Below are 23,956 nucleotides of genomic sequence, written 5' to 3' on the forward strand. Positions count from 1 at the left end.
CTGCTTGACGGCAGCGATTCGAGTCTGCCATCGGCGATGTTCACCGTCCGATGTGACGCCCGTGCGAATCGAAGTCTGCATCGAGCCTCTAGCGCCGGTCCAGCAACGTATCGCTCAGCACATTGAACGCCGCGCCCGGCAGCTCGTGCAGGCGCTCGACCACGCTGCTGACCGGATAGAACGCTTCGACCGAAGCGTCGAGGATCCCGACGCCGATCAGTTCGACGCGCCGCTCGCGCAGCGCATCGACGCGTGCGCGCAGGTCGGTGCGCAGGATCGCGGGGTTGCCGTCGCCGGTTGCCGGATAGCCGTCCGACAGTACCATCAGGATGCGCCGCTGCGCTCGCTTCGCGAGCAGCCGCTCGGCGGCCCAGCTCAACGCCTCGCCGTCGGGATTCTCGTGGCCGCATTCGATGCAGGCGAGGCCGCTCGGATTGTCGGAATCGAACCGCTTGTAGACGCGCAGGTCGAGCCGTTCGACGAACCGGTTATAGCCGAAGGTGTCGCGGCCCGCGTCGATCCAGCGCTGGTAGTGTGCGCGCATCGCGGTATCCTCGACGGAACTGTAGCCGAGCACTTCGCACGCGAAGCCGAGCTGCGTCAGCGCATCGCACAGCGCCGCCGCGCACAGCCTGGCGAGCTCGATCTTCTTGCCGGCCATCGACCCGCTGCAATCGATCAGCAGGCTGACGGCCGCGTCTCGCCCGGGCGCCGCGCGCCGGACGCGGAACGGCGTGCGATAGCCGGGCGAGGTGACGAGGCGGGCGAGCGACGTCCGGTCGAGCGCGCCGCGCTCCTGTTCGCGCTTCCAGCGCGTCTGCTCGTCCACTTTCAACGCGCGTTCGAGTCGCAGCTTGAGCGGCTCGGTTTGCGCGCGGGCCGCGCTTCGCAGGCGGTGCCAGCGAGCCGGTTCGCCCTGGCCGGTGAAATCCGTCACCGTGTCGAACGCGGTGGTCAGCGGGACCGACAGCAGTGGCCGGTTGTCCACGGACAGACGGATCGTGCCGGGCGTTGCGTCGCCCGGCGTCGGCGCTTCGGCCGACAATTCCGTGTCGGCGATCGCACCGGCGCTCGATTCGGCCGAAACCGGCGCACGTGCGTCGTCCGGCGCGCCCGGTCCTTCCGATTCGAATTCGGCGACGATGCTGTCGCTGTCGATCGTGCTGCCCGGATCGGCGGTGAACATCATGTTGTTCGCGCCGGCCGACGCGAGCGCGCGCACGCGTTCGACGATCCGGTGCGCGGCGCGGATGCTGTCGGCGGTCGAGGTCGCGGCATGTGCTTCGTCGACGAGATCGCCCGACGCGGCCAGCGTCGCATCGAGCGACTGCACGCGCTCGATGGGGGACGGCGATTCGTCCCACAGCGCACGTTCGATGCGCCACACCAGCCTGTCGCGCCACGCCATTCGCTGCCACCGGGGAAGCGTGTCGGCGGCCGATGCCGTCCGCATCCGCCGCAGGAACGCCATTGCGCCGGGATAGATCGACGCGAGGCGAGCGGCCGCGCGCCGGTCGTCGATCGCCTGCGCAATGGCCCGCACCGCGGGCGACGCCAGCGCGGCAATGTCATCGAATGCGCCGAAGCGGGTGCGTGCCGCGTAGAGGTCGACGAGGCCGATGATCGCGTCGTCGTCGACGTTGCCGGCGAGCAGCGTGTCGGGCAGCACCAGCAGGTCGCGCTGCGCGACCGGCCCGTGGCGCGCGAACCGCACCTCGATGCCGTGCCGTTGCGCGAGCGTGCGGGCGAGCCGGGTCAGGTGGAGCGACCGCGCGTCGTCGTCCCGGTCCATCGCGTCAGGCCTCGACGTCGATGTAGTGGCGAATGATGCTGCGGATCAGGTCGGCGTCGTCCGCGCCGACCTTCGCGTAGATCGTCGGGCCGGCGGCCGACTCGGGATCGCCGGTGCGCAGCATCAGCTCGGCCCAGTCGATCAGGCGCCGTGTCGAGAACGCGCTGGCCAGATCCTCGCGGACGAACGCGGCGCGGCAGTCGGCGGCGATCGCCGCAAGCGTGTCGGCCATCGCCACGGTCATGGCCGCGCCGAACGTGCGCTGCAGCACGCGCGCCTCGTCGGGCGGCGGCAGATAGTCGAGGCGGTACACGCGCCAGCGGTCGAGAAACGCCTCGTTCATCACGTTGGCGCCCTGGTACAGATGGCGGAACTGTCCCATCGCACCCACCGCATTGGCGGTCGCGAACAGCCGGAACGACGGATGCGGAACGACGATCTCGTTGCCTTTCTCCTTCAGCAACAGGCGTCCGGCCGGTTCGAGCACGGCGGTCAGCACCGCGAGGATCGCCGGTTCCGCGAAGTCGATCTCGTCGACGATGAGCCACAGCCCGTCGCGCATCGCGGTCGGCAGCACGCCGTCGACCCAGATCGTCTCGCCGCCCTTGACGGTCCAGAACCCGACGAAATCGCCGACCGTCGTCTGCCCGTTCATGTTCGAACGCAGCACGCCGTGGCCGGCCAGCGCGGCGGCCTGCTCGATGAGGCTCGTCTTGCCCGTGCCGGTGTGGCCGATCAACAGGATGCGCCGGTTCTCGACGATGTCTTCCAGCACGTTCGTCGCACGCGCGGTGAACAGGTAGGCCGGGTTCGGCGGCGGCACGAGCGGCCCGCCGGGCCCGCGCGGCATCGGCACGCCGCCCACGTGCGCGACGTGCGTTGCGCTGCCAGCCGTCACGGGGCGCGACGACTGCGCGCGGCGCAGGTCCTGCATGAACTCGCCGCGATGAGCGGGCGCCGCACGGTCGCCGGCTTCGCGCCGGACGAAGCCTTCCTGGATCCACTTGTGCAGCTTCGCATCGAGGTTGTCCGCATCGACGACCGTATCGACCGACGTGCTGCCATCGGGCCGGTGATGCTGGATGCGGTACATGTGCGCGCGTTCGGAGCGGCTGACGATCCATTGCCCGGCGGACGGGTCCGCCAGTTGACGATAGACGCCGAGTACCGACGAGGCGGAGGGGAGGGAATCAGCGGGTGCGTTCATGGTGGCGAGCGAGAGTGGGCGGCCGGCGCTTCGTGCCTGCGATGTAGCGCGTCGATTGTATATTTTTGTCGTGAAAGGCGGCATTCGCGGTATTTTGTCGCAGCCGGGTGCGTCGCGCTTGCTACCCGATTGAACGGCCATGAATCTTCTTGTAAGCTTCCGGCGATCCAAAGGCCCCCTTAAAATAAAATGCGAATGAGACCTGTATTTCATCATGCTGCTTCCAGACTATTTTCGGCCGCAGTTGCGTCCGGGGTTATTTTCTTCGGCGGGATGGTGGGTGTAAATAATCTGCAAGCCGCTGAAGCCGCCAATCGTTCGCAGGATTCCGCTGCCCAGATGGATGCGAACAAGACATCGAAGACCGCGACGATGCAAAAGAAAACAATCGGAATCGTTTTATTCGACGAATTCGAAACGCTCGATGTCTTCGGGCCGGTGGAGATGTGGGGCAATTTGCCCGATTATCGGATCGTCATGGTTTCTCAGCATGGCGGGCTGGTGAAGTCGGCACAGGGCGTCGAGACGAACGCGACGTATTCGTTTGACGACGCGCCTCAATTCGACATTCTGATGGTGCCCGGCGGCATGGGTGCGCGCAAAGAGGTACACAATCCCGCCTTGCTCGAATTCCTTCGAAAGCAGGACAAGGGAACGGAATGGACGACCGCCGTGTGCACCGGATCGGCGATTCTGGCGAAGGCCGGCATTCTCAAAGGTCGTCGAGCAACCTCCAATAAACTGGCTTATGAATTCGCCGTCAATCAGGACCGTAGCGTGCTTTGGCAAGGAAGCGCACGTTGGGTGATCGACGGGAAATATGTCACTTCGTCGGGTGTTTCGGCGGGAACCGATATGGCTATCGGCCTCGTGGAAAAGCTCTACAACCGCCAGACTGCCGATAAAATCGCACGCGAAACCGAATACGTATGGAACGACAATCCGACGATGGATCCGTTCTCGAAGAAAGCCGATTGAAGTTCTGAAGCACCGTGTCGAATGGACGGCCTGGCTCGTGGCAGCGCTCTATGCGGATGCCGAGAGCCGGGTCGATACCGTGGCGCTCGACGGGCGCCCGGGCTTTGCAACCGTGCGCCGGTCGATGACGCAGACGCAGGAGGGGGAACGTGACTGAGACAGGAACGGACGACCGCGTGATTCGTCGTGCCAGTGCGCTCGATGCTCCGGCCGTGCTGGGGATTTTCGATGACGTGATTGCGTGGTTCGTTTCCATCGGCAACGACGGGCAATGGGGCCGCGAGCCGTGGTCGACGCAACCCAAGCGGATTGCGCTCGTGACCGAAGCGTGTGCGCTGCCCGACGCGTGGGTGGCAGAGGATCGGGAAGGCCGCGTCCTGGGCGCATTGATCCTCGGCGAGTCGATGCCCTACGTGCCGCCCGCGACCGAGCCGGAAATCTATGTGCGCGTGCTGGTTGCGTCGCGCGATGCGCGGGCGCGCGGTGTCGGCCGGCGTCTGATGGCCTTCGCGGATGAGCGCGCCCGGGCTGCCGGGGTGGGGCGCTTGCGGGTGGACTGCTATGGCGGCGGGACTGGCGCGCTGGCGCGCTTCTACGAGTCCTGCGGATATGAGCGCATTTCAACCTTCGACGTGGACGGTTGGCCGGGGCAGTTGTTGGGGCGTGACTTGTGACGGTGCCTGTCCGCAATTTTGCGTACGACGCGTAAGCTGACCGGCAACTCACCGCCCATGAAAGGGCCGCCGTACCGGGCGGCGGTGTAGCGCTGCCGAGCACGGCACCCGGTTTTCGCCCATTTCCGTGCGGCTTTCTGCGGACCGGGGTACCGCTTCTGCCGTTCCGCCCCGGGTCTCCTGTGTGACGAAGATCCGAACGTGCCGGTCATCCAAGCAGGCCGGCCCAGTACAACTCGGCGGCCAGTTCGACCGCACGCGTCTGCGTCGTGTGCGCCAGCCGGAACGCGTCGCCCTGAATCGTTTCGTCGGGAAACTCGGTGACGAGCGTGAACGGCACGGTCGACCGATGATCCTCGACCACATGACACGGAATCCCGTTGATGCGCGGAAACGGCAGATCGCCTGCGTGCGCGTGCCACGCGTGGATTTGCCGTTCGTTGAACGCCACGAGTTCATCCGATTGCGCCAACGCGCGGGTCAATGCGTCGAGGAACGGCCGCCCGTCGAAGCCCGCATGGTGACGCAGGATCAGGAAGAAGCCCTTCGGAATCGACCAGAGTTCGCTGCCGCGCGGGATGTAGCCGCTGCGCGGCCGCGTCCAGTCGTGCGCCGGGTAGCCGTGCAGGCTCAGGTGCAGCCGCGCGCCGGTGCGCTCGATCGCGTCGAGCCGGGCGGCTTTTTCGCCGAACGGCGGTTGCGTGCGGGCTTCGAGGTCGTCGCCGAGCGCGGTAAAGCGCGCGGCATGGGACAGGTGCGTCGGGTGCGTGGCGCGCAGGTGGTGATGCAGCGCGGCGCCGTCCGGATTCTCGAGCGGCACGAGCGCGTAATGCGCATCCGGGCGCAGGTTCAGCGCATGGGCAGCCCGCAGCGCACCGACGACGCCCGACGTCTCGTTGGCATGCTGGCCAGCGGTGATGACGAGCCCGGGCAATGCGCCGCGGACATGAATGCCGTTCACGCCGCGCCCCTGATGCGACGTGGCGGCGAACCGTTCTCCCGGCAGCGCGTCGAGCGCGCGATCGACGTCGGGCGGCGACAGCGGCTGGCCAACCGCGGCGAGCGCGTCCGGCGACGCAAGCGCTTCGCCCGGGGTGGCCGCGGCTTCGGCCGTCGCCGCGCGCCCATGCGTTTCAAGCGTGATCCGAAGCGTCGTATCGCCCTGCGCGCGCGTGATGTCGGGCACGATCTGCCCGGATTGCAGCGTCCGGTCGGACGCGTCGCGACCCGCGAGCGCATGGAAGAATTCGGTTGCGCCGTAGTATGCGTCTTCGTGCCATGCGTCGAGCGTGCTGACGAGTTCCTCGCCATACGGCAGCGTCCGTTCGATGCCCGACGTGGCGATCGCGATCCGCAGGATGTCGAAGAACGGCGCATGGTCGGGCCACGGATGCGCGCGCAGCGCGTCCAGCGTCGCGGCGGCGGCCGCCTCGAATTCGGTGACGAGCGGGACGTCCTCGATCAATGTGCTGCCGTTCCACACGCGCAGCCAGCCGCACGGCGACGCGGTCGCGTCATTCGGCGCGAAGACGCGGTGTGTCGCTCCGTCGGCTTCGACGAGATAGTGCGCCGGGTCGTCGCCGGGCTCGAACGCGAATTCGAGCGGCGCGAGCCAGCCCGCGAGCGGATACGCTTCGAGCCGGAACCGCTGGTGTGCGCCCGCCGGCGTGCGGATCACGATCCGGCCAGCGCGCGGCGGTGCGAATTCCTCGATGAAGAAATGCACCAGCGGCTTGTACGCGCTGCGCAACACCGCGTCGATGCCGCGGGCGGCCAGCGTGCGCTCGGCATCGCGGCGCGCCGCTTCGTCTTCGAAGAGCCAGGCCTCGACACGAGTGGCGGTACCGGCCGTGAAACGGTCGGTCAACGTGCGCAGCGTGCGCGGATAGTCGGCGGAGAACAGGGTCGTCATGGCGAACGTAGGCGGGTAAGGGTCGGGAAATCGCGCGGCGCATGCCGGCTAGCGCGCACGCCGGCGCAGGCGTTGCGCTTCGAGACGCGGCAGCAGATGCTGGACGACACGCGGCAGCGTATAGATCGGCAACTGCGCGCACGTGAACACGAGCGCCATGGTGGGCGTCGCGGCGAGCCCCAGCGCGGCCCACATCAGGCCGACGTTGCGATTGGCGACGATCAGCGCGACATTGAGCCGCGTGCGCACGTCGCCGGGCGTGAGCCCGTACGCGACGATCTGGAACCCGGCATTGACGGCGAACGCGAGTGCGATCGCGCTCAACGCGCGGTGCGGCGCGTCGATGATCGATTGCTGCATGCCGGCCATCGTGCCGAGCGCGAATACCAGCAGCGCGGCGACGACGGTTGCATCGATCGGTGTCGCATAGCGGTCGAGCCGCGAACCCGCGAACCGCCGCACGAGCAGCGCGACACCCTCGGCGCTGCCGATCAGCAACGCGAGCCGCAACGCGAGATTCAGCGGCGAGATCGACACGGCCGCATCGTGGCTGAACCAGGCCGTCAGCAGCGGCGCGGTGATCGGAACGAACACCATCGACGCGAGGGTCGCGACGAGCGCGACGCTGGCGTCGAGCGACAGCATCCGCGCGATCGTCGACGTGCCGCTCGACGGCGGCGCGCAGTACGCGATCACCAGCGCGACGACCCAGTCGTACGGCATGCCGGCGAGCCGCGCGGCGATGCCGAGCGCGACCGGGCACGCGATCATCGTCGCGGCGGGCAGCAACAGCGACACGGCTGGCCGCCGCGCGACCGCACGCACCACGCCGGGCTCGATGCGCAGCAACGTGCCGAGCACGAACAGGAACACCGTGACGGGCATCAGCGGCCGCGCGAGGTCCGCGAGCGGCGGCACCAGCAGCCCGAGGCCGACGCCGCATGCGAGCACGGTCGGGCCGCGCCGCACCAGCGCGGCGATCAGCGCGCGCACGGGGGCGCCTCGGGACGGTGGTGAACGGCGGTGAAGCCGGGGCAGACGGCGGATGGCATGCGGTTTACTCGAAAGGGCGGGCCGGTACCGGATATCCGCAGGCTAATCCGGATGATGAGCGAAGTAAAATGATATAAGCTGATTCCGTAACAAGAGAAAGTGATATGAACATCCCGCTGCTCGAAACCTTCCGGGCCGTCGTTCAGGAGGGCAGCGCGCTGCGCGCGGCCGAACGGCTCGCCTGTACGCAGTCGAACGTCACCGCGCGGTTGCGCCAGCTCGAAGCGTCGCTCGACGCGCCGCTGTTCGACCGGTACGGCAAGCGGCTGGTGCTGAACGACGCCGGGCGCCGGCTGATCCCGTATTGCGACCGTATCCTGCGCCTCGTCGACGAAGCGACGCAGGTGGTGCGCGAGACGCCGGTCGCGCGCAGTTTCCGGCTCGGCGCGATGGAAAGCACGGCGGCCACGCGGCTGCCGGCGCTCGCCGCTGCGTTGAGGGCGCGCGATCCGGCGCTCGGCCTCGCGGTGCAGATCGGCAGCGAGCCGGATCTGGCTGATGCGTTGCTGCGCGGCCGGATCGACGCCGCGCTCACGGCGCGTGCGGTCGTCCGGCCCGGGTTGCGCTACGAGCCGGCGTTTGCCGAAGAGATGGTGCTGGTGAGCGCGGCCACGGTTACGCGCCGGCAGGTGCTGGCCGACAACACGGTGCGGCTGCTCGCGTTTCACGGCGGCTGCCCGTATCGCGCGGTGGCGGAGCACTGGCTGAAGGCGCGTGGCATCGCGATCGAGTCGGTGGCGTCGTTCGGCACGTTCGGTGCGATCCTCGGCTGCGCGGCCGCCGGCATGGGCGTCGCGATCCTGCCGAAGCGGATCACGACCGAGCATGTGGCGCGCAAGGAACTGCGTGCACACGCGTTCGACGATCTCGACAGCGTGACGACCTATCTCGTCACGCCGGAAGAAGCGGCCGTGCTGCCCGAACTCGACGCATTGCGCGCGGTGCTCGGCCGGCAGGCTGGCGCGCTGCTCACGCGCTAGTGCAGCGCAGCGCGCCGCGCTATCGAGGTTTCGGATCGGGTGTTCAAGCCGATTCGAATGCCCGGCGAAACCGGGCTATTGCACCGGGACGCGATGATCGGCGAAGCGGCAGCCGGTTGCCGGACCGTGGAGATGGGTGCGCATGAATAGCGAGTGCCACGTCCACGACAGCACGTAATTATTAAAGGAATGCAAACAAATGGCTGAACCACTTTTCGTACTGGCCGATGTCGAAATCAGTGAGGCGGCGTTGCGTCGATGGCTGAAATCCGTGCCACTTTCTGCCACGGCATTCGACGATTGGCCAGGTTCAGTGTATCGCGGCGATTCCGGTATCTCCAAAGCGGCAACGTCGGCGGACCTCAGCGTCGCTGACGGATTGGTTGCTTATTGTGTGGACAGCTTCGGGCTGGGTGATAGTCACCTTCATTGCAACTACGACAAACAATCAAAAGCGCTTCGTTTTGCGGTGTACTTTCAGTATGGCGATGAAGCGGGGGTGATGGAGTCGGCGCTGTCTTTCTGCGCGTTGCTGCGAGGTATTGCGGAAACATACACGGCAAAAACGCCGTCATTCATCCGCTTGTTTGACACGGGCGCCGATATTCTGTGCATCGAGATCAGTCAAAAGGCCTCGCGGATCGTGCCCGATCCTGTCAATGCGCAGTTATCCCCCGAATGGTTCGATGAGTGGATCGGTCAAGAGAACTTCGGCGACCCGGACAAACTCGTGGACGCGCTGTTCCCTCCATTGGCACGGGCTCTGAAGAAGCAGGTTGCACTGGGTGCGCTACGAGCCAGCCCGCAAGCGCCCTACGATTATGATCGGTTCTTCTGGACCGATGGCGAGCACGTTTACGGCGGCTCTTCTGATGACCCCGTGGTAAAAAACGCAGACCCGAAAACCTTTCGCCGGGTCACGCCAGCCAACGCCATGGACTCGGCCTTTTATGCCGACGCGTGCCAGATCTGGTATCACCAGCCGATGGTGGACGTCGTGCCGGTGCAATCGCTTGAATCGGGCGCATCCATGCAGGGTTGGCGGCCCTTCAGTTCGGATGGGGAGCCGCTATTGCGCTGTGGCGACACCGTGTGGACGGTCGCGAACGTGGATTATCCCAACGGGGGGAATATTTTCGGTCACGCGGACTACCCCAATGGCGGGAATACCAAAGGCAACGTCAGGAGCGTCTTGCGCATCATTCAAGCGCAGGGCGGCGTTCCAGTATGGGAAAAGATATACAACTTCGAATATCTTCGCCCGACCCAGGTGGAGGGCGCATCGTTTGTCCATGTAAAAGACGGCTTGTTTGAAGATGGCAAGTCGGTCTATGTTCAGACGGATCGAGGCCTGATCCGCATGGAGGGCGCCCTTCCGGGAATGACAACGTATTTGGGCGGGCTGAGCAGCAACAACGGACAGTTTTTCCGTAATGGATATGCAATCAAGCGCCAACTCGATGCCGCTACGCTGCGGTATCTTGGCTACGATTTATATGCAGACAATCGCCACGTTTACCAGCTTCGCGATGGTTCGGATGACCACGAGTTCAGCCCCGACCTGCATATCTTGCGGGATGCGGAGCCGGCAGATTTCCGGATCATGTGCGCGCTGCCGAACGCGACGATCAGTGCGGATACGCGGCATGTCTGGCTAAATGGCGAGGTCATCCCGGGCTCGACTCCCGAAGCCGTCAAATTCATGGGTTCGTTCTTCTGGACGGACGGAAATCGCGTTTATAACTGCGAAAAGCTGATTCAGGATGCCGATCCGACGAAATTCGACGTGCTGGCTGACTCCGATTACGCGCGCCAGGGAAAGGTCGTCTATTTCCGCGCCGAACAGATTCCCGACGCCGATGCGGCCAGTTTTGTCGCGGACGGTGGGACTGCAGCTCACGACCGGCACCGGCGCTATGAATTCGAGAGGCCGGTCGAATGGTAATCCCCCCGAAAAACCAGCGGGATCGGAAGTAGAATTTTCTCGTTGAGGGGGCTCTCCGGAATGAAGAAGTCGAGATTCACGGACAGCCAGATCATGGACGCGCTGAAGCGGGTGAAGTCGGGGCCGTCGGTGCCGGACCGGTGCCGGGAACTGGGCATCGGCACGGCGACGTTCTACGAGTGGCGCCCGAAATACGGCGGCATGGACGTCTCGCTGATCGCGCGGATGAAGGCGTTGGCAGCCGAACATGCCCGGCCGCGCAAGATGGACGCCGATCAGGCGTGACGACATCCAGCCGGGGAAGCCTCAGCAGAATGCGTATGTCGAGCGATTCGACCGGACCGTGCGGTACGAATGGCTGTCGCTGTACCACTGGGAAGACTTGGACCCCGTGCAGCGTTTCGCGACCGACTGGATGTGGACTGACAATCATGACCGCCCAAACATGGCCCTGGGCGGATTTACGCCAAAACAGCGGCTGGCCATGGCCGCTTGGTTTCTAGTTCTGAACCCCGTGGAAAACGGGGGGATGACCGCGCGACGCAGCCTTCAATTGTCGATGACGATAGAGCGCATTTTGCACATCGTCACTCAACGCGAGGAGCCCGAAGGCCGACCGTGCTCGAGGAGATGCTCGGTGCGACCGGAACGGGCGGCGCGTGGATCGACTCACGGGATACGGAAAAGACATTGCCGCGTCATTTGCACAGCGCATCCCGAGCGGCCTGGAGTATCTCTTGCGACAGCGCTTCGTCATCGACGACGCGCGACATCATCAGCGCACCGATCATCGCTGACACGGCCGCCAGTGACTTGCCACGCTTGCTCGCTTCCGTGCCCCCCAACTGTTCCGCAAAGAGACCCGCGAGACGCAGAAACCTGTCCGTCGCGACTTGCCGTGTGCGCGAGTCGGCTCTCGCCATATCTCCGCCCAGCGCCGCAAACGGACAGCCAATCGACATATTGTCTCGATGCGTGACCGACAGGTAACGCTCCGCAATCTCCTGGCGCGCCTCACGCGGCGGCTTCCCCTGCACGAACGACGCGAGCGTCTCGTATAGCGTCGCGCTGGCGACATCGCACGCTTCCGCCACGAGATGGTCCTTCGACTCGAAGTGCCGATAGAACCCGCCCGGGGTCAGGCCGGCAGCCGACATGATGTCGGCAATCCCGGCGCCGACCACGCCCTTCTCGCGCAACTCCCTTGCGGCGGTTTCCACGATCCGCTTGCGGGTTTCGTTTGCTTCTTCCCTGGACTTTCTCATATCGATCACGCGCCTGAGCGCTCCGCTTAAAACTTTCCATTGACACTTAGAGTTTATTCGTACTCTAATTGGATGTCGATCATACTCTTATTTGTGCAAGGGGGCGGAAGTGGAACAGGACTGGAAGCATGGATACGTCCATACCAACGGCATTCGCATGCACTACGTGGAGCAGGGCTCGGGGCCGCTGATCCTGCTTTGTCACGGGTGGCCTGAATCGTGGTTTTCGTGGCGCCATCAGATCACGCCATTGGCGCGGGCCGGGTACCGGGTTGCCGCAATGGATCAGCGAGGCTACGGCGACACCGATGCACCGCAAACAATCGACGCATACAACGTCCTGAATCTCGTGGCGGATCTGGTCGGGCTGGTTCATGCATTGGGGGAAGAACACGCCATTCTCGTCGGGCACGATTGGGGCTCCATGGTCGCAGCGCCCGCTGCACTGCTTCGCCCTGACATGTTCCGCAAACTGGCTTTACTGAGCGTGCCATACCTGCCACGCCAGACACTGCGGCCGTCCGTCCGCCTTCAATTGCTTGTGCACGAGCAGCATTTCTATCAACAGTATTTTCAGGAGCCCGAACGGATAGAGCGCGAGCTGGAAGCCGACGTTCGACGCGCTTTGCTGGGCATTCTGTATTCGGCCTCGGGGCAGGCTCGCTTGAGTGAAAAACATCGCCATTCCAGCTTCGTCCGTTTCGACAAAGCCAGTCGTCTTGTCGACAGTCTCGTGTTCCCCGACGAGCAACCCGCGTGGCTAACGACGGAGGAACTCGACTACTTCGCGGCACAGTTCAAGATGTCGGGTTTCCGGGGCGGCATCAACTGGTATCGGAACTTCGATCGGAACTGGGCGCTGACGCCGTTCCTGGACGGCGCGCGCATCCTCCAGCCCACGGTCTTCATCGCAGGTGAACTGGATGGCGTGCTGAAGATGGCGAAGGAGGAATACGAGACGCTCGAACGTAACGTGCCCAACCTGACGGGAAAACACCTGATTGCCGGAATCGGTCATTACGCACAACAAGAAGCGCCCGATGCGGTCAATCAGTTGTTGCTGTCGTTTCTGTCCAACCGGGAATAGGGACGATGCATATGGACCAGACTTCAAACAAGCCCGATGCCGGTGCGCTACGTCGCGCTCGCATTTTGGGCGGCCCTCTGTTTCAAACCCTGCTGTCGCTCGGGATAACCACCGTAGCCGTATTGATTGCCCAGACATTCGTCGGCGTGCTGGAGACGTGGTACGTGAGTTTTCTCGGTACCGATTCGCTGGTCGGCGTGTCGCTTGTCTTCCCGATCTCGATGTTGATGACGATGATGTCCAACGGCGGCATCGGAGGTGGCGTTGCGTCCGCCGTGGCTCGAGCAATTGGCGGCGGCAAACGGCTCGAAGCTGATGCGATCGTCCTGCATGCGGTTGTCCTGGCCGTGGCGCTCGGCGGCTTTTTCACGATATTGGCGTGGTGCTGCGGTCCCGAGCTGTATGCCGCACTCGGCGGCCGGGGATCGGGACTTGCCGCGGCGGTGACCTATTCAAACTACGTATTCGCCGGCGCCATACCGGTCTGGATCGTCAACTTGCTGTGTGCAGCCCTGCGAGGTAGCGGCAACGTCAAGATTCCCGCGATCACGACTTTCGCCGGTGCGCTGGTGCTGATCCCGCTTTCGCCGTTGCTGATTTTCGGCATCGGCCCTGTACCCGGCCTGGGCATTGCCGGTGCGGGCATTGCCGTCTCCCTCTATTACAGCATTGCCGCCGTCGCGCTTCTGGTCTACATGGCCAGGGGGCACGCCGGATTGGTCCTGACGCGCGCGCCGCTGAATCGACGTTTCTTTGCGGACATTCTTCGGGTCGGGGCGCTCTCGTCGATAGGCGCACTGCAACTGAATCTGATGGTCGTATTGCTGACCGCGGTGGTCGGGCGTTTCGGCCAGGCTGCGCTGGCCGGCTACGGCATCGCTTCACGACTCGACTACGTCTTGATCCCGCTGCTGTTCGGTCTGGGTACCGCCGTGCTGACCGTCGTCGGGACGTGCATGGGAGCGGGCGACATCGCGCGGGCCAGACGAGCCACATGGCTCGGTATTGCAATGGGAGCCGGCTTCACGCAGATCGTCGGGCTGGTCGTCGCCATCCATCCCCCTGTCTGGCTGGGCCTGTTCACGCATGACACGGCCGCGACCCACTTCGGGGGCCTCTATTTGAGGACCATCGCGCCACTCTACGGTCTGGTCGGCGTGTCTTTCATCCTCTCGTTTGCAGCCCAGGGTATCGGCCGTCCTTTCTGGACAATCCTGGGTGGAACGGCTCGCTTGCTCATTGCGGCCGGCGGTGGATGGCTGGCCGTCAATCAACTGGGTGGCGGCATGGAGACGCTATCCGCCTTCATCGCAGCGGGGACGGTCGGCTCAGCGCTGGTGTGCGCGGCCACGATGGTGCCCAAACGTATCTGGACTCGGGTCGAGGCGTGACGGACCACGCAACGACCTGCCTTTATCGATCAGCCATATTTGGAGGATGGTGAAATGAATCGTACCGTCATCGCTGGTTATGTTCGCACGCCTTTCGCATTTGCACGCAAGGGGCCCTTTCACGCAACGCGCCCGGATGATCTCGCCGCCGTCGCACTTGCCGAATTGGTCCGACGCAGCGGAATCGATCCACGCCTGATCGAGGATGTTCTGATGGGGTGCGCCTATCCCGAGGGCGCGCAGGGCGACAACGTCGCACGTATCGCATCGCTGCTCGCCGGACTGCCCGTTCAAATCGGTGCCGCGACCGTGAATCGCTTTTGCGGCTCATCGATGTATGCCATCCACATGGCAGCCGGACAAATAGCCATCGGTGCCGGCGAAGCGTTCATCGCGGCCGGTGTCGAGAGCATGACGATGGTGCCGCAAGGCGGCTTGTCAGCGTCTCCGAATCCGCGTTTCGCGTCGAGAGAACGTCCCGATGCCGACGTGCCGACCCAGGCGTACACGCCAATGGGCATCACGGCCGAAAACGTGGCGGCACGCTGGACGATTTCGCGCGAGCAACAAGACGCGTTCGCCGCCGAGTCTCAGCGCAAGGCTGCACTCGCGCAAGCCGAAGGTCGTCTGGACGATGAGCTTGTGCCGGTTACCACGCCCGATGGCACCGTGATCGATCGCGATCTCTGTCTGCGTCCGCAGACTTCGCTCGAAGGACTCGCTGCGCTGAAACCTGCGTTCGGGGAAGGCGGAACCGTAACGGCGGGTACCGCTTCGCCTCTGACAGATGGTGCAGTTGCCGTACTTGTCACGTCGGAAGCATTCGCGCGACAGCATGGGCTCGACATGCTCGCCCGCATACGGTCGACCGCAATTGCGGGCCTTGAACCCGAAATCATGGGGATGGGGCCGGTACACGCGACGCGCAAGGCACTTGCGCGCGCCGGCTTGCGCATCGAGGACATGGATGTGATCGAAATCAACGAAGCCTTTGCCTCGCAAGCGATTGCATGTATGCGCGAGCTCGGTATCCATCCCGATCGAACCAACATCGACGGCGGAGCAATCGCGCTGGGCCATCCGCTCGGCGCAACCGGCGCGCGGATCACGGCCAAGGCAGCGACGCTGCTGCGCCGTGTCAATGGTCGTTACGCACTTGCCACGCAGTGTATCGGTGGCGGACAAGGGATCGCGACTGTTCTCGAAGCGGTGTAGTCAGTGCTCGGAGGTTCGACCCCGCTGAAGAACTCGTTGAAAAGGCGGAACCCGAACACCGACGTCCACGGCCTCGTATCCGGGTTGTGTTTGCGACGCTCGATCGCAACTCGGCCCGGCCCGCGACATCGTGCGGCTCGCGCCGCAAGCGGCGGCAGGCCGGCCATTCCGACAATATGAACGCGTCCCGCCAGTGAGCGCCGGAGCAAAGGAACGTGGAGCCTCACGGGCCAACGGCATGAATGTGCCGGGGTGGCAAATGTCCTGCCCGCCCTCGAGATGCGCCTGCAGCCGGTTACAGATTTGGAACACGTCATCGACGCCGATCCCGACCACCGGCAACATCGCGACCGTCAGCCCGATCTGCAGCTCCTTCATCAGCCGGTAGCGCCGGATCGTGCCGCCCTGCGCGTTCGGCGTGAACATGACGGACTGCCGGATTGTTTCCGGGAATGCAGGAGCGGGGCGGGATCGCTTACCGGTAGGTCCAGAGCCGGTGCAGCACGAAGGTGGTCGGCGGAATCACCAGCGCGATCGCGACGATGCTCATCCCGCGGGACACGTCGAGCGCTTCGGCCGCCCGCGCGAGCAGCAGCGTTTCGGCGAAGCCGACCAGCGTGACCGCGAGAAAGCGCACCATGTTGCGCGTGCGCACCGTCGACGCAAAGCTCCACAGCGTATTCGCGAGATACGAGAACGCCGTCGCGCAGAGGAATGCGATTGCGTTCGCCGTCACCAGCGTCGCGTCGAACCGCGCGAACATTGCCGCCGCGACCAGCGCGTGGATCGCGGTCGAGCAGAACCCGGACACGCCGAAGCGCACGAGCCGCGTGCGCTCGGCATAAAGCAGGGCGATCATGGCCGTCGGTGCGCGTCAGCGTACGCTGCCGAGCCGCGCACGGGTCGGTTGCACGCGCCGGCGTGCGATCTGGCGGCGCGCATCGCGTGCGACCGGGAGCTCGATCACCTTGCTGTGCGTCTGGTAGCGGCGGCGGATCAGGTAGACGGGCCGTTGCTTCGACTCGTCGTAGATCCGCCCGACGTATTCGCCGACGATCCCGATCCCGATGAGCTCGATGCCGCCGATGAACAGCGTGACCGAGATCAGCGACGCGTAGCCGAGCACCGGATTGCCGAACAGCAGCGTGCGGAAGATGATGAACGAGCCGTACAGGAAGGCGAGTGCGGCGATGCCGACGCCGATGTAGGTCCAGCTGCGCAGCGGCACGGTGCTGAAGCTGGTGATGCCTTCCAGCGCGAAATTCCACAGCTTCCAGCCGGAGAATTTCGAGTGTCCGGCACTGCGCGCGTCGCGCTGGTATTCGACGATCACGGTCCGGTAGCCGACCCACGCGAACAGCCCCTTCATGAAGCGATGCCGCTCGGGCAGGTTGCGCAACGCGTTCACGACCTTGCGATCCATCAGCCGGAAATCGCCGACGTTCTCCGGCAGTTTCACGTCCGACAGCATGTTGTGCACGCGATAGTAGATTGCGGCCGCCGTGCGCTTCGCGAACGAATCGCACGCGCGGTTGCTGCGCTTCGCGGCGACGACTTCCGCGCCGTCGCGCCAGTGTTCGATCATCACGGGAATCAGGCTCGGCGGATCCTGCAGGTCGGCGTCGAGCGGGATCACCGCGTCGCCGACGGCTTCGTCGAGGCCGGCCGTCAGCGCGGCTTCCTTGCCGAAGTTGCGGGTGAGGTCGATCACGCGCACGCGCCGCTCGCCGGTGCTGATCCGGATCAGCCGCTCGAGCGTGTCGTCGCGGCTGCCGTCGTTCACGCAGACGATCTCGAAACGGATCGCGTCGATCGACGTCATCAGCGGAATCACGATGTCGAAGAAGCGTTCGACGGCTTCGCCTTCGTTATAGAACGGCACGACCAGCGATACGAGCGGTGTAAAGAGTGGTTCCCGCATGATGATTCCCCTTGTGATGTCGCTTCACCGATGGGCGCCGATAGTCGGTCTGCCGGTGCGGCGCAATCCGTACGCCGGGCGGTGGTGCGTTCTGGCCTGATGCGTGAACGCGGTTTCGGTCGAGTTGTCGCTTGCGTCCGGCATCGACGGCACGTCGTGTCGTTCCCGGGCGATCCGGCCGACGAGCAGCCCGAGCGACGCCAGCGTGACGAGCGGCATGAACTGGAATGACAGATGCGGCACGACGGCGAGGCCCGCGAACGGCATCAGCCACAGCAGCACCAGCCATTCGCGATCGAAGCGCCGCCAGCCGTGCGTCCACGCATAGCGCACGTACCACGCGATCACGATGCCGTACCAGGTCAGGTCGTAGTCATACAGATAGGGGCTGACGAGCAGGCAGGCACAGGCGAGCGTCGCGGCGCGCAGCGCATACGAGCACGCGCCGCGCCAGGCATAGACGACGGCGATAGCCGCGATCGATGCCGACAGCAGCTGAAGCCCGCTGGCGACGTAGGCGGGCCAGCCCGCCATCGCGGCCAGCGCGAACACGGTGGGCATCCGCGCGAGCTTCGCGTGGCCGGCGCCGACGACCTGGTAGACCTCGCGCATCGCGTGGGCGAACGCAAGCCACGAGTCGGTGCCGAATGCGAGCGTGGCGAGCGCGACACAGGCGGCAATCGTCGCCGCCCACGCGGCCAGCGCACGCCACTGGCCGGCGCACAGCAGCGCGAGCGGGATCAGGATGGCCACCTGCGGCTTCATCATCAGCATGCCGAAGCAGATCCCGGCCCAGACGGGGCGGCGATTCAGAAGCAGCAGGCCGAGGCCGCCGAGCGTGGCGGTAAACAGGCTGGTTTGCCCGACGATGACGGTCACGAAGACGGCGGGGAAGGCCAGCGCGCACAGCCACGCGGTGCCGCGCTGCACGGTCGCATGAATGACGGCGGCGAACAGCACGCATGTGATCCCGAGCCAGAGCACGACCGCCGCCATATACGGCAGCCAGCCCAGCGGCAAGACCAGCAACAGCATGCTGGGCGGATAGAGCCACAGGAGCATGCCGTTCTCGAGATTCATGCCCGGAACGGCGATCTGCTGGATCGCGAACAACGCGTCGAAATGCCAGACGTCGGCGGCACGCCCGTGCGCGGCGAGCCATGCGGCGCTCCAGATTGCGGAGAAATCCTGCGACAGCGGGGCCAGCGCGGCGGCATGATGCAAGGCCACCCGGGCAATGTAGATGCCGATGAACAGCAACTCGGTCAGCAACACGCCGGTGGCGTAGGCGCGCACGCGATCGCGATTGAGCCAGTGCGGATAGCGGCGGGGCCCTGCGATCGGGAGCTCCGGATGCACATCCATCGCGGGATGGGCATGGCGAATGGAAAGGGGCGTCTTCATCACGCGTTCTGCGGCGAGCGCTGCGCGGTGCGGCGAACGACGACGAACAGCACGGCAAGCAGCACGATCGGACCGATCTGCGGCAGCTTCATCAACCGGTTCAGCATCTCGAAGATCGGCAGCAGCCAGGCGAGCACGAGCACGCCCTGGTCGCCGGGCAGCCAGCCTTCATCGAAGCCGTGGGCGATCAGGCAGAAGATCGCGATACCGAGCCAGGTCAGTTCGTAGTGCCACAGATAGGGCGTAATCAGCAAGGTGGCGACGGACAGGACCGCGCCACGCAAGCGCATGTCGGGCGTGCGGCGCCACACGTCGACGGTCGCTGCGATCGCGAGCAGCGCAACCACCGCCTGCGCGGTCAGCGCGACCGCCACCGATGCGCCCGCGAGCCGCAGCGCGGCGAACGGCGTCGGCGACGCGAGCCAGTACGACGGCAGCATGAAATGCTGGTCGCGCACCGTCGACACGGCTGCGCCCAGCCCATGCAGCGCGCCGGCACCGGTCAGCGCGATCCCGGCCGCGGCTAACAGCGCCGCGCTGATTGCCGCCGCCCCGAACGCGCGCCACGCACGCGCGGCGATCAGCGCGAACGGGAACACCACGGCCAGCTGCGGCTTGATCGCGAGCAGCCCGATCAACACGCCGGCCGCGATCGGGCGCTTGCCGAGCAGATGCAGCGCGAGTGCGGCGATGCCGGCGGTCAGGATGCTGTTCTGGCCGAACAGTGCGGACAGGCACACGGCCGAATACGCGATCATGACGAGCGCCGTGGCGCGCGGCACGGGAAGATGCGCGCGCAATCCCGACAACCGCGAGACGGCGAACGCGTAGCATAAAAGACTGCCCGCGGAAAAAAGGAGGTAAGCGGGCAGGAAAGGCACAAGGGCAACCGGCGCGATGAACAGCAACATCGTCGGCGGATAGAGCCAGGGGAGCGGCCGATGCTGCAGATACGCACCGAAGTGCGCGGTCTCGGCCTGCAGGAATGACGTAGGGTCGTAGGCCGATGCGGCATGGCCTTGCAACACGAGATGCGATGCGGTCCAGAAGACCGAGAAATCGACACCAGGACGGGTAACGTCGCTCGATGTAAAGCCATCGGTCACGACGCCCCATACGGCCAGCAATGCGACGAAGAGCATTAGCACGATGCAGCTGTACGGAATGATCCGGTCGGCTGTCAGCCATTGAGCACAGCGGATGGCGCGAACGCGCGTCCCACGATTGGCTGTGTACATGATTCCCCGTCTGTGTGTAGAGGCTGCGTGGTCTGTCGCAGCCGTTTCATGTTGTCGTGCCTGCGGATCGAATCGCCCTGAAATGGCGTTGTCCGGTGAATTCATTGTTGAAGAAAAAATCGCGTGATGCAAACCACGCACTGAAAGCCGGTATTTAGATTGTCCGGCGAGACGCGCGAAAAGCGGGTTTTCAGGTATGAGTAATCGACGTGTTCGGTATTTTTGTTTCTGCGTTGAAACATTCCGTCATTTTGACCGGGGCCGCGTCCCGCCGATCGCGTGAGATGCGGGCCGCTGCGGGCGTTCGGGAAAATCCCGAGTAAAAATTTTTGATCCTTGACGCAGCGCGGCTGCGGGCGTTCCGGCTTACAACGCTTGCGGACAAACCTATATCAATTCTGAAACATTTCTCGCATCGGGCCGTGGGCCGACGAACGCGGGCATCGCCGGAACCCTTGATGCGCCTGGATTTCGCCCTGGGTGGCCTGCTCTTTGCGTAAGCGTTGGCACGGCAGTCGACGAGGTGACGACCGGGCGGTTCCGGCAAAAGACAGACGGAACCAGCTTCGGAATCACCTGCGGAAAGGAAGGCCGGAGCGCGTCGGGGAACACGCAGCTCCAGGTCGATTCACCACGCAGCGTTCGTCGAATGACCAATGAGACCCGGTCTCTTCAGGGCAATAAGAAATCGGCATGGCAGCATATGGGGAATAAAAATGAAAGACCACAGCACAGTGCGGCTCGCAAACCGCGTTAAAGACACATTGCAGCTTTGCCGGGAGTTTGTCTCCCGTTCAACTGGATTCCATGCGTCGAACGGCAGTCGTGCCGTTCCGGTCGATCGGATCGCGCGGTTCATCCGGCCGGTCGCACCGTACACGCCTCTCTGGCTCTCTGCCTCATTGATACCCGTTCGCACGGACAGGGGTGTGCATCCCCGTTCCCGCAGCTGAGCGGCGCGTTCCGATTTTTCGAGTAGTGCCGGTGGTGCCCGTCCCGACGTCATGAGAGACGAAGGGTATTACATAGCAGTCCGAATGGAGAGTGCTTATGAAAAGAGTCATCGAAAAGATCGCTTGGTTCGTTCAAGGTCAGGACGGCGTGACGGCCATTGAATACGGCCTGATCGCTGCGCTGATCGCGCTCGGCATCGTCGCCGCGTTGACGACGATCGGTACGGATCTGTCGACCGTGTTCAGCACGATCGCCTCGACTCTGGACTCGGCAGTAACAGCACTTTGATGGACGGTACGACGAACGGCGCATCCGAATCGCTCGTCGGCACCACACGGCATCAACACCTGCCTCGACGTATCGATGCATGGTCATCCGACCAGCCGGCACCCGAGGGCTTTAAAAGTAACCACGCAAGGAGATCATCATGTCCAAGTTCATTCAACAAGCCGCTCGTTTCGTTCGCGATGAAGACGGCGTGACCGCCATCGAATACGGCCTCATCGCAGCACTGATCGCAGTCGGCATCATCGTCGCAGTCACCGCGGTCGGCACGGAACTCAAGACCGTGTTCACCACGATCGCTGCCGATCTGACCTCGGCCGTTTGAGGCCGTCGACAAGCAGGGCGTGCGGACGGCTCGGCCGGTGCAGCGTTCGAGCCGCTCCCACCCGTCTGATCACCCGGAACCGGAGACCATCATGCAAACCAGGGTGCGTATCGCAAGCTCCAGGTTCGGCGACGAACGGGGCGTGACGTCGATCGAGTCTGCGTTCCTCGCCGCGATGTTCGCTGTCGCGGTGCTGGGCAGCGTCGTCACGCTGCGGGGCTCGCTTGCCGATACGTACGTGGTGATCGCAACGGCCGTCATGGCCGCCGCAGCCACCGCGCTGGCGATGGTTTCCTGATCCTTCGATCCGCTCCGTGAGGTTCGCCATGTTACCCGTTGCGCCGCCTTACCCGATTCCGTTGTGCGTGACGCTGCTCGCGGTCGCCGCGGCCGGCACGGACATCGCGGCCCGCCGCATCCCGAACCGCCTCGTCGCGCTCGGCCTCGCCGGCGCGCTGGTCGCCCAGTGCCTGCTGCACGGCGTCGTGGCGGGCGCACTTGGCTGGCTGGCCGGCGCCGCGACCGGTTTCGCGCTGCTGCTGCCGTTTTACCTGTTGCGCGGAATGGCGGCCGGCGACGTGAAGCTGATGCTCGCGATCGGCGCATGGGTCGGCGCGCAAATGACGTTTTACATCGTGCTGGCCACCTTCGTGGCCGGCGGGATCGGTGCACTCGCGGTCGTGCTGTTGCGCGGGCGGATGCGCCAGATGGGGAAGAACGTCCGCGCATTGATCGCGCGGCATGCGCAAGGCAAGGGTGCGGCGGCCGCCGACGGCGCCGCGGAAATTGCGTCGGTCGGCTCGCTGCCATATGGCGTAGCGATCGCGGCCGGCACGCTGGCCATGTTGTTCGCGTCGTACGCGTAGCGCGACGCATCCGCAACGAGGACGGAACGACCATGAACACGAACCATACCGAACCGAGACGCGACGCGCAGGTGGCCCATCTGCCCGATCCGTTGCCGTCGCGGGAGGCGCATACGAAGCTGGGTGCGCAGTTGCCCGCGGCGCCGCGCTCGCTCGACGACACGGGACTGAGCAAGACGTTCGTCGCCGGGCTCGTGCTGAAGTCGACGCTGATGCTCGGCCGCCCGTCATACGGCGACCTGGTCGAGCGGCACTGCCTGCCGCTCGCGGTGCTCGACGACGTCTTTGCATTCCTGGTGCGCGAGCACCTCGTCGAACTCACCCATCGCGGTGCGACCGATCTCGACGTGACGTTCCGCCTGACCGACGCGGGCCGCGTGCTGGCGCTCGAGGAACGGGCGCGCAGCGGCTACAGCGGGCCCGCGCCGGTGACGCTCGACGCGTATCTCGAATGCGTGGCCGCGCATTCGGTGCGCAAGCTGCACATCGGCCAGAACGACGTGTGGGCCGCCTTCGAAGGCATCGTGATCGACACGGCGGTGCTCGACGCGGCGGCCGCGGCGCTGAACGCGGGCCGTCCGCTGCTGATCTACGGCCCGGCCGGCAGCGGCAAGACCTTTCTCGCCGAGCGGCTCGGCTCGCTGATGCACGGGTACGTGCCGGTGCCGCACGCGATCTGCGCGGCTGGCGAAGTGATCCAGATCTACGATCCGCTCGTGCATGTCGACGCGGCATCGCAACCCGGCGGCCAGTCGGTCGATCGCCGCTGGCGTCTGTGCGAGCGGCCGGTCGTGATGTCCGGCGGCGAACTGACGCTCGACGAACTCGACCTGCGCCGCGACGAGGCCGCCGGCTTCTACCAGGCGCCGCCGCACATGAAGGCGAACATGGGCATGTACGTCGTCGACGATCTCGGCCGCCAGCGCGTCGAGCCGCGCGACCTGCTCAATCGCTGGCTGCGCCCGCTCGATCGCGGCGTCGATTTCATGACGCTCGAATCCGGCAACCGCTTCGTCATGCCGTTCGACGTCTGGCCGGTGTTCTCGAGCAACCTGTCGCCGGAGCAGCTGGGCGACGACGCGTTCCTGCGCCGCCTCGGCTCGAAGCTGCACGTCGGCGCGCTGTCGATCGACGACTATCGCGCGTTGTTCGACGCGGCCTGCGCGTCGCTGGGCCTCGTCGCGGCACACGACGCATTCGACTACCTGCTGCATCGGCTGCACCTGCCGACCGGCAAGGCGTTTCTCGCCTGTTTCCCGGCAGACCTGTTGCGTCTCGTGGCTGCCGGCGCGCGTTACCGCGGCGATCCGCCCGAAGTGACGCACGACGCGCTGTACGACGCCTGGGCGAGCTATTTCGGTTCAGCGCCTGAACGGGACGGCGGCCATCCGCCGCCCGTCGAGCGCGGCGGGCGCACCAGCGTCACCGGTTGAGCGGTTTCTTTCACGATTCGTCGAGGAGCAT

The 23,956-nt window shown here is 64.9% G+C and carries 22 protein-coding genes and 1 pseudogene; 13 read left to right on the forward strand and 10 right to left on the reverse strand.

Going from position 1 to position 23,956, the window contains the following annotated elements; all coding sequences use genetic code 11:
• Window positions 1-88 precede the first annotated feature (88 nt).
• Together QZM67_RS08125 and QZM67_RS08130 are read right to left on the reverse strand one after the other, a co-directional pair.
• Complete coding sequence (locus QZM67_RS08125) at window positions 89-1,792, reverse strand: cobalamin biosynthesis protein CobT (RefSeq protein ID WP_301801717.1); 1,704 nt, start codon at window positions 1,790-1,792, stop codon at window positions 89-91.
• 4 nt (window positions 1,793-1,796) lie between these two features.
• Entirely contained in the window at window positions 1,797-2,999 is a 1,203-nt protein-coding gene (locus QZM67_RS08130; RefSeq protein WP_301801719.1) for an AAA family ATPase, read from the reverse strand.
• Window positions 3,000-3,194: 195 nt separating this feature from the next.
• Between QZM67_RS08130 and QZM67_RS08135 the strand changes: the two genes are divergently transcribed.
• A complete protein-coding gene (locus QZM67_RS08135; protein WP_301801721.1) occupies window positions 3,195-3,977 on the forward strand; it encodes a DJ-1/PfpI family protein in 783 nt (260 codons plus the stop codon).
• Window positions 3,978-4,126: 149 nt separating this feature from the next.
• Entirely contained in the window at window positions 4,127-4,651 is a 525-nt protein-coding gene (locus QZM67_RS08140) for a GNAT family N-acetyltransferase (RefSeq protein WP_301801724.1), read from the forward strand.
• Window positions 4,652-4,859: 208 nt separating this feature from the next.
• Here QZM67_RS08140 and QZM67_RS08145 read toward each other — a convergent pair whose 3' ends face one another.
• Both QZM67_RS08145 and QZM67_RS08150 read right to left on the reverse strand, forming a co-directional pair.
• Window positions 4,860-6,563 (reverse strand): hypothetical protein, encoded by a 1,704-nt coding sequence (locus QZM67_RS08145; RefSeq protein WP_301801726.1) that lies wholly within the window; start codon window positions 6,561-6,563, stop codon window positions 4,860-4,862.
• Window positions 6,564-6,611: 48 nt separating this feature from the next.
• Window positions 6,612-7,556, reverse strand: coding sequence for a hypothetical protein (locus tag QZM67_RS08150; protein ID WP_175020673.1), 945 nt, complete (start codon window positions 7,554-7,556; stop codon window positions 6,612-6,614).
• Window positions 7,557-7,720: 164 nt separating this feature from the next.
• Here QZM67_RS08150 and QZM67_RS08155 point away from each other — a divergent pair, with 164 nt between their 5' ends.
• From QZM67_RS08155 to QZM67_RS08165, 3 genes and pseudogenes are all read left to right on the forward strand, one after another.
• Window positions 7,721-8,596: a LysR family transcriptional regulator gene (locus QZM67_RS08155; RefSeq protein WP_301801728.1), complete on the forward strand. Its 876-nt coding sequence runs from the start codon at window positions 7,721-7,723 to the stop codon at window positions 8,594-8,596.
• A 199-nt stretch (window positions 8,597-8,795) separates the two neighbouring features.
• On the forward strand, window positions 8,796-10,541 hold the full coding sequence (locus QZM67_RS08160; protein WP_301801729.1) for a DKNYY domain-containing protein: 1,746 nt from the start codon (window positions 8,796-8,798) through the stop codon (window positions 10,539-10,541).
• Between the two features lie 60 nt (window positions 10,542-10,601).
• A pseudogene (locus QZM67_RS08165) lies at window positions 10,602-11,034 on the forward strand (integrase core domain-containing protein); the annotation flags it as partial.
• Between the two features lie 205 nt (window positions 11,035-11,239).
• Here QZM67_RS08165 and QZM67_RS08170 read toward each other — a convergent pair.
• Entirely contained in the window at window positions 11,240-11,806 is a 567-nt protein-coding gene (locus QZM67_RS08170) for a TetR/AcrR family transcriptional regulator (RefSeq protein WP_301802200.1), read from the reverse strand.
• 109 nt (window positions 11,807-11,915) lie between these two features.
• Between QZM67_RS08170 and QZM67_RS08175 the strand changes: the two genes are divergently transcribed.
• From QZM67_RS08175 to QZM67_RS08185, 3 genes are read left to right on the forward strand one after another with little or no spacing between them, the layout of a single operon-like run.
• Window positions 11,916-12,893 carry an alpha/beta fold hydrolase gene (locus QZM67_RS08175; protein WP_301801732.1) on the forward strand — a complete coding sequence of 326 codons (978 nt, stop codon included), beginning with the start codon at window positions 11,916-11,918 and terminating at the stop codon, window positions 12,891-12,893.
• Window positions 12,894-12,904: 11 nt separating this feature from the next.
• A complete protein-coding gene (locus QZM67_RS08180; protein WP_301801734.1) occupies window positions 12,905-14,284 on the forward strand; it encodes an MATE family efflux transporter in 1,380 nt (459 codons plus the stop codon).
• 54 nt (window positions 14,285-14,338) lie between these two features.
• The gene (locus tag QZM67_RS08185; protein ID WP_175020669.1) at window positions 14,339-15,499 is read left to right on the forward strand and encodes a thiolase family protein; all 1,161 of its coding nucleotides are present in this window, start codon (window positions 14,339-14,341) and stop codon (window positions 15,497-15,499) included.
• On the opposite strand, the gene QZM67_RS08190 is transcribed toward QZM67_RS08185, so the two are convergent.
• Genes QZM67_RS08190 through QZM67_RS08210 form a run of 5 tightly spaced genes read right to left on the reverse strand, consistent with a single transcriptional unit; the run spans window position 15,500 to window position 20,062 of the window.
• Entirely contained in the window at window positions 15,500-15,925 is a 426-nt protein-coding gene (locus tag QZM67_RS08190; protein WP_301802218.1) for a hypothetical protein, read from the reverse strand.
• A 49-nt stretch (window positions 15,926-15,974) separates the two neighbouring features.
• Window positions 15,975-16,358 carry a GtrA family protein gene (locus QZM67_RS08195; RefSeq protein ID WP_301801735.1) on the reverse strand — a complete coding sequence of 128 codons (384 nt, stop codon included), beginning with the start codon at window positions 16,356-16,358 and terminating at the stop codon, window positions 15,975-15,977.
• A gap of 15 nt (window positions 16,359-16,373) precedes the next feature.
• Complete coding sequence (locus QZM67_RS08200) at window positions 16,374-17,420, reverse strand: glycosyltransferase family 2 protein (RefSeq protein WP_089452626.1); 1,047 nt, start codon at window positions 17,418-17,420, stop codon at window positions 16,374-16,376.
• A 24-nt stretch (window positions 17,421-17,444) separates the two neighbouring features.
• Window positions 17,445-18,824 carry a glycosyltransferase family 87 protein gene (locus tag QZM67_RS08205; RefSeq protein WP_301801738.1) on the reverse strand — a complete coding sequence of 460 codons (1,380 nt, stop codon included), beginning with the start codon at window positions 18,822-18,824 and terminating at the stop codon, window positions 17,445-17,447.
• Entirely contained in the window at window positions 18,824-20,062 is a 1,239-nt protein-coding gene (locus QZM67_RS08210) for a glycosyltransferase family 87 protein (protein WP_301801739.1), read from the reverse strand. Before QZM67_RS08210 ends, QZM67_RS08205 begins: the two co-directional genes overlap by 1 nt.
• Window positions 20,063-21,112: 1,050 nt before the next feature.
• Here QZM67_RS08210 and QZM67_RS08215 point away from each other — a divergent pair.
• The 5 genes from QZM67_RS08215 to QZM67_RS08235 all read left to right on the forward strand — a co-directional run bounded on the left by QZM67_RS08215 (window position 21,113) and on the right by QZM67_RS08235 (window position 23,925).
• Window positions 21,113-21,304: a Flp family type IVb pilin gene (locus tag QZM67_RS08215; RefSeq protein WP_175020665.1), complete on the forward strand. Its 192-nt coding sequence runs from the start codon at window positions 21,113-21,115 to the stop codon at window positions 21,302-21,304.
• Window positions 21,305-21,443: 139 nt separating this feature from the next.
• Window positions 21,444-21,626, forward strand: a complete 183-nt coding sequence (locus tag QZM67_RS08220) for a Flp family type IVb pilin (RefSeq protein ID WP_122949902.1) — start codon at window positions 21,444-21,446, stop codon at window positions 21,624-21,626.
• A 91-nt stretch (window positions 21,627-21,717) separates the two neighbouring features.
• Window positions 21,718-21,924, forward strand: a complete 207-nt coding sequence (locus QZM67_RS08225; RefSeq protein ID WP_301801742.1) for a Flp family type IVb pilin — start codon at window positions 21,718-21,720, stop codon at window positions 21,922-21,924.
• 28 nt (window positions 21,925-21,952) lie between these two features.
• Window positions 21,953-22,492 (forward strand): prepilin peptidase, encoded by a 540-nt coding sequence (locus tag QZM67_RS08230; protein ID WP_301802201.1) that lies wholly within the window; start codon window positions 21,953-21,955, stop codon window positions 22,490-22,492.
• Between the two features lie 32 nt (window positions 22,493-22,524).
• A complete protein-coding gene (locus QZM67_RS08235) occupies window positions 22,525-23,925 on the forward strand; it encodes an ATPase (protein WP_089452631.1) in 1,401 nt (466 codons plus the stop codon).
• Window positions 23,926-23,956: the final 31 nt, after the last annotated feature.

Origin of the sequence: Burkholderia sp. AU45251, assembly GCF_030482905.1 — a bacterium.
GTDB lineage: Bacteria > Pseudomonadota > Gammaproteobacteria > Burkholderiales > Burkholderiaceae > Burkholderia > Burkholderia aenigmatica.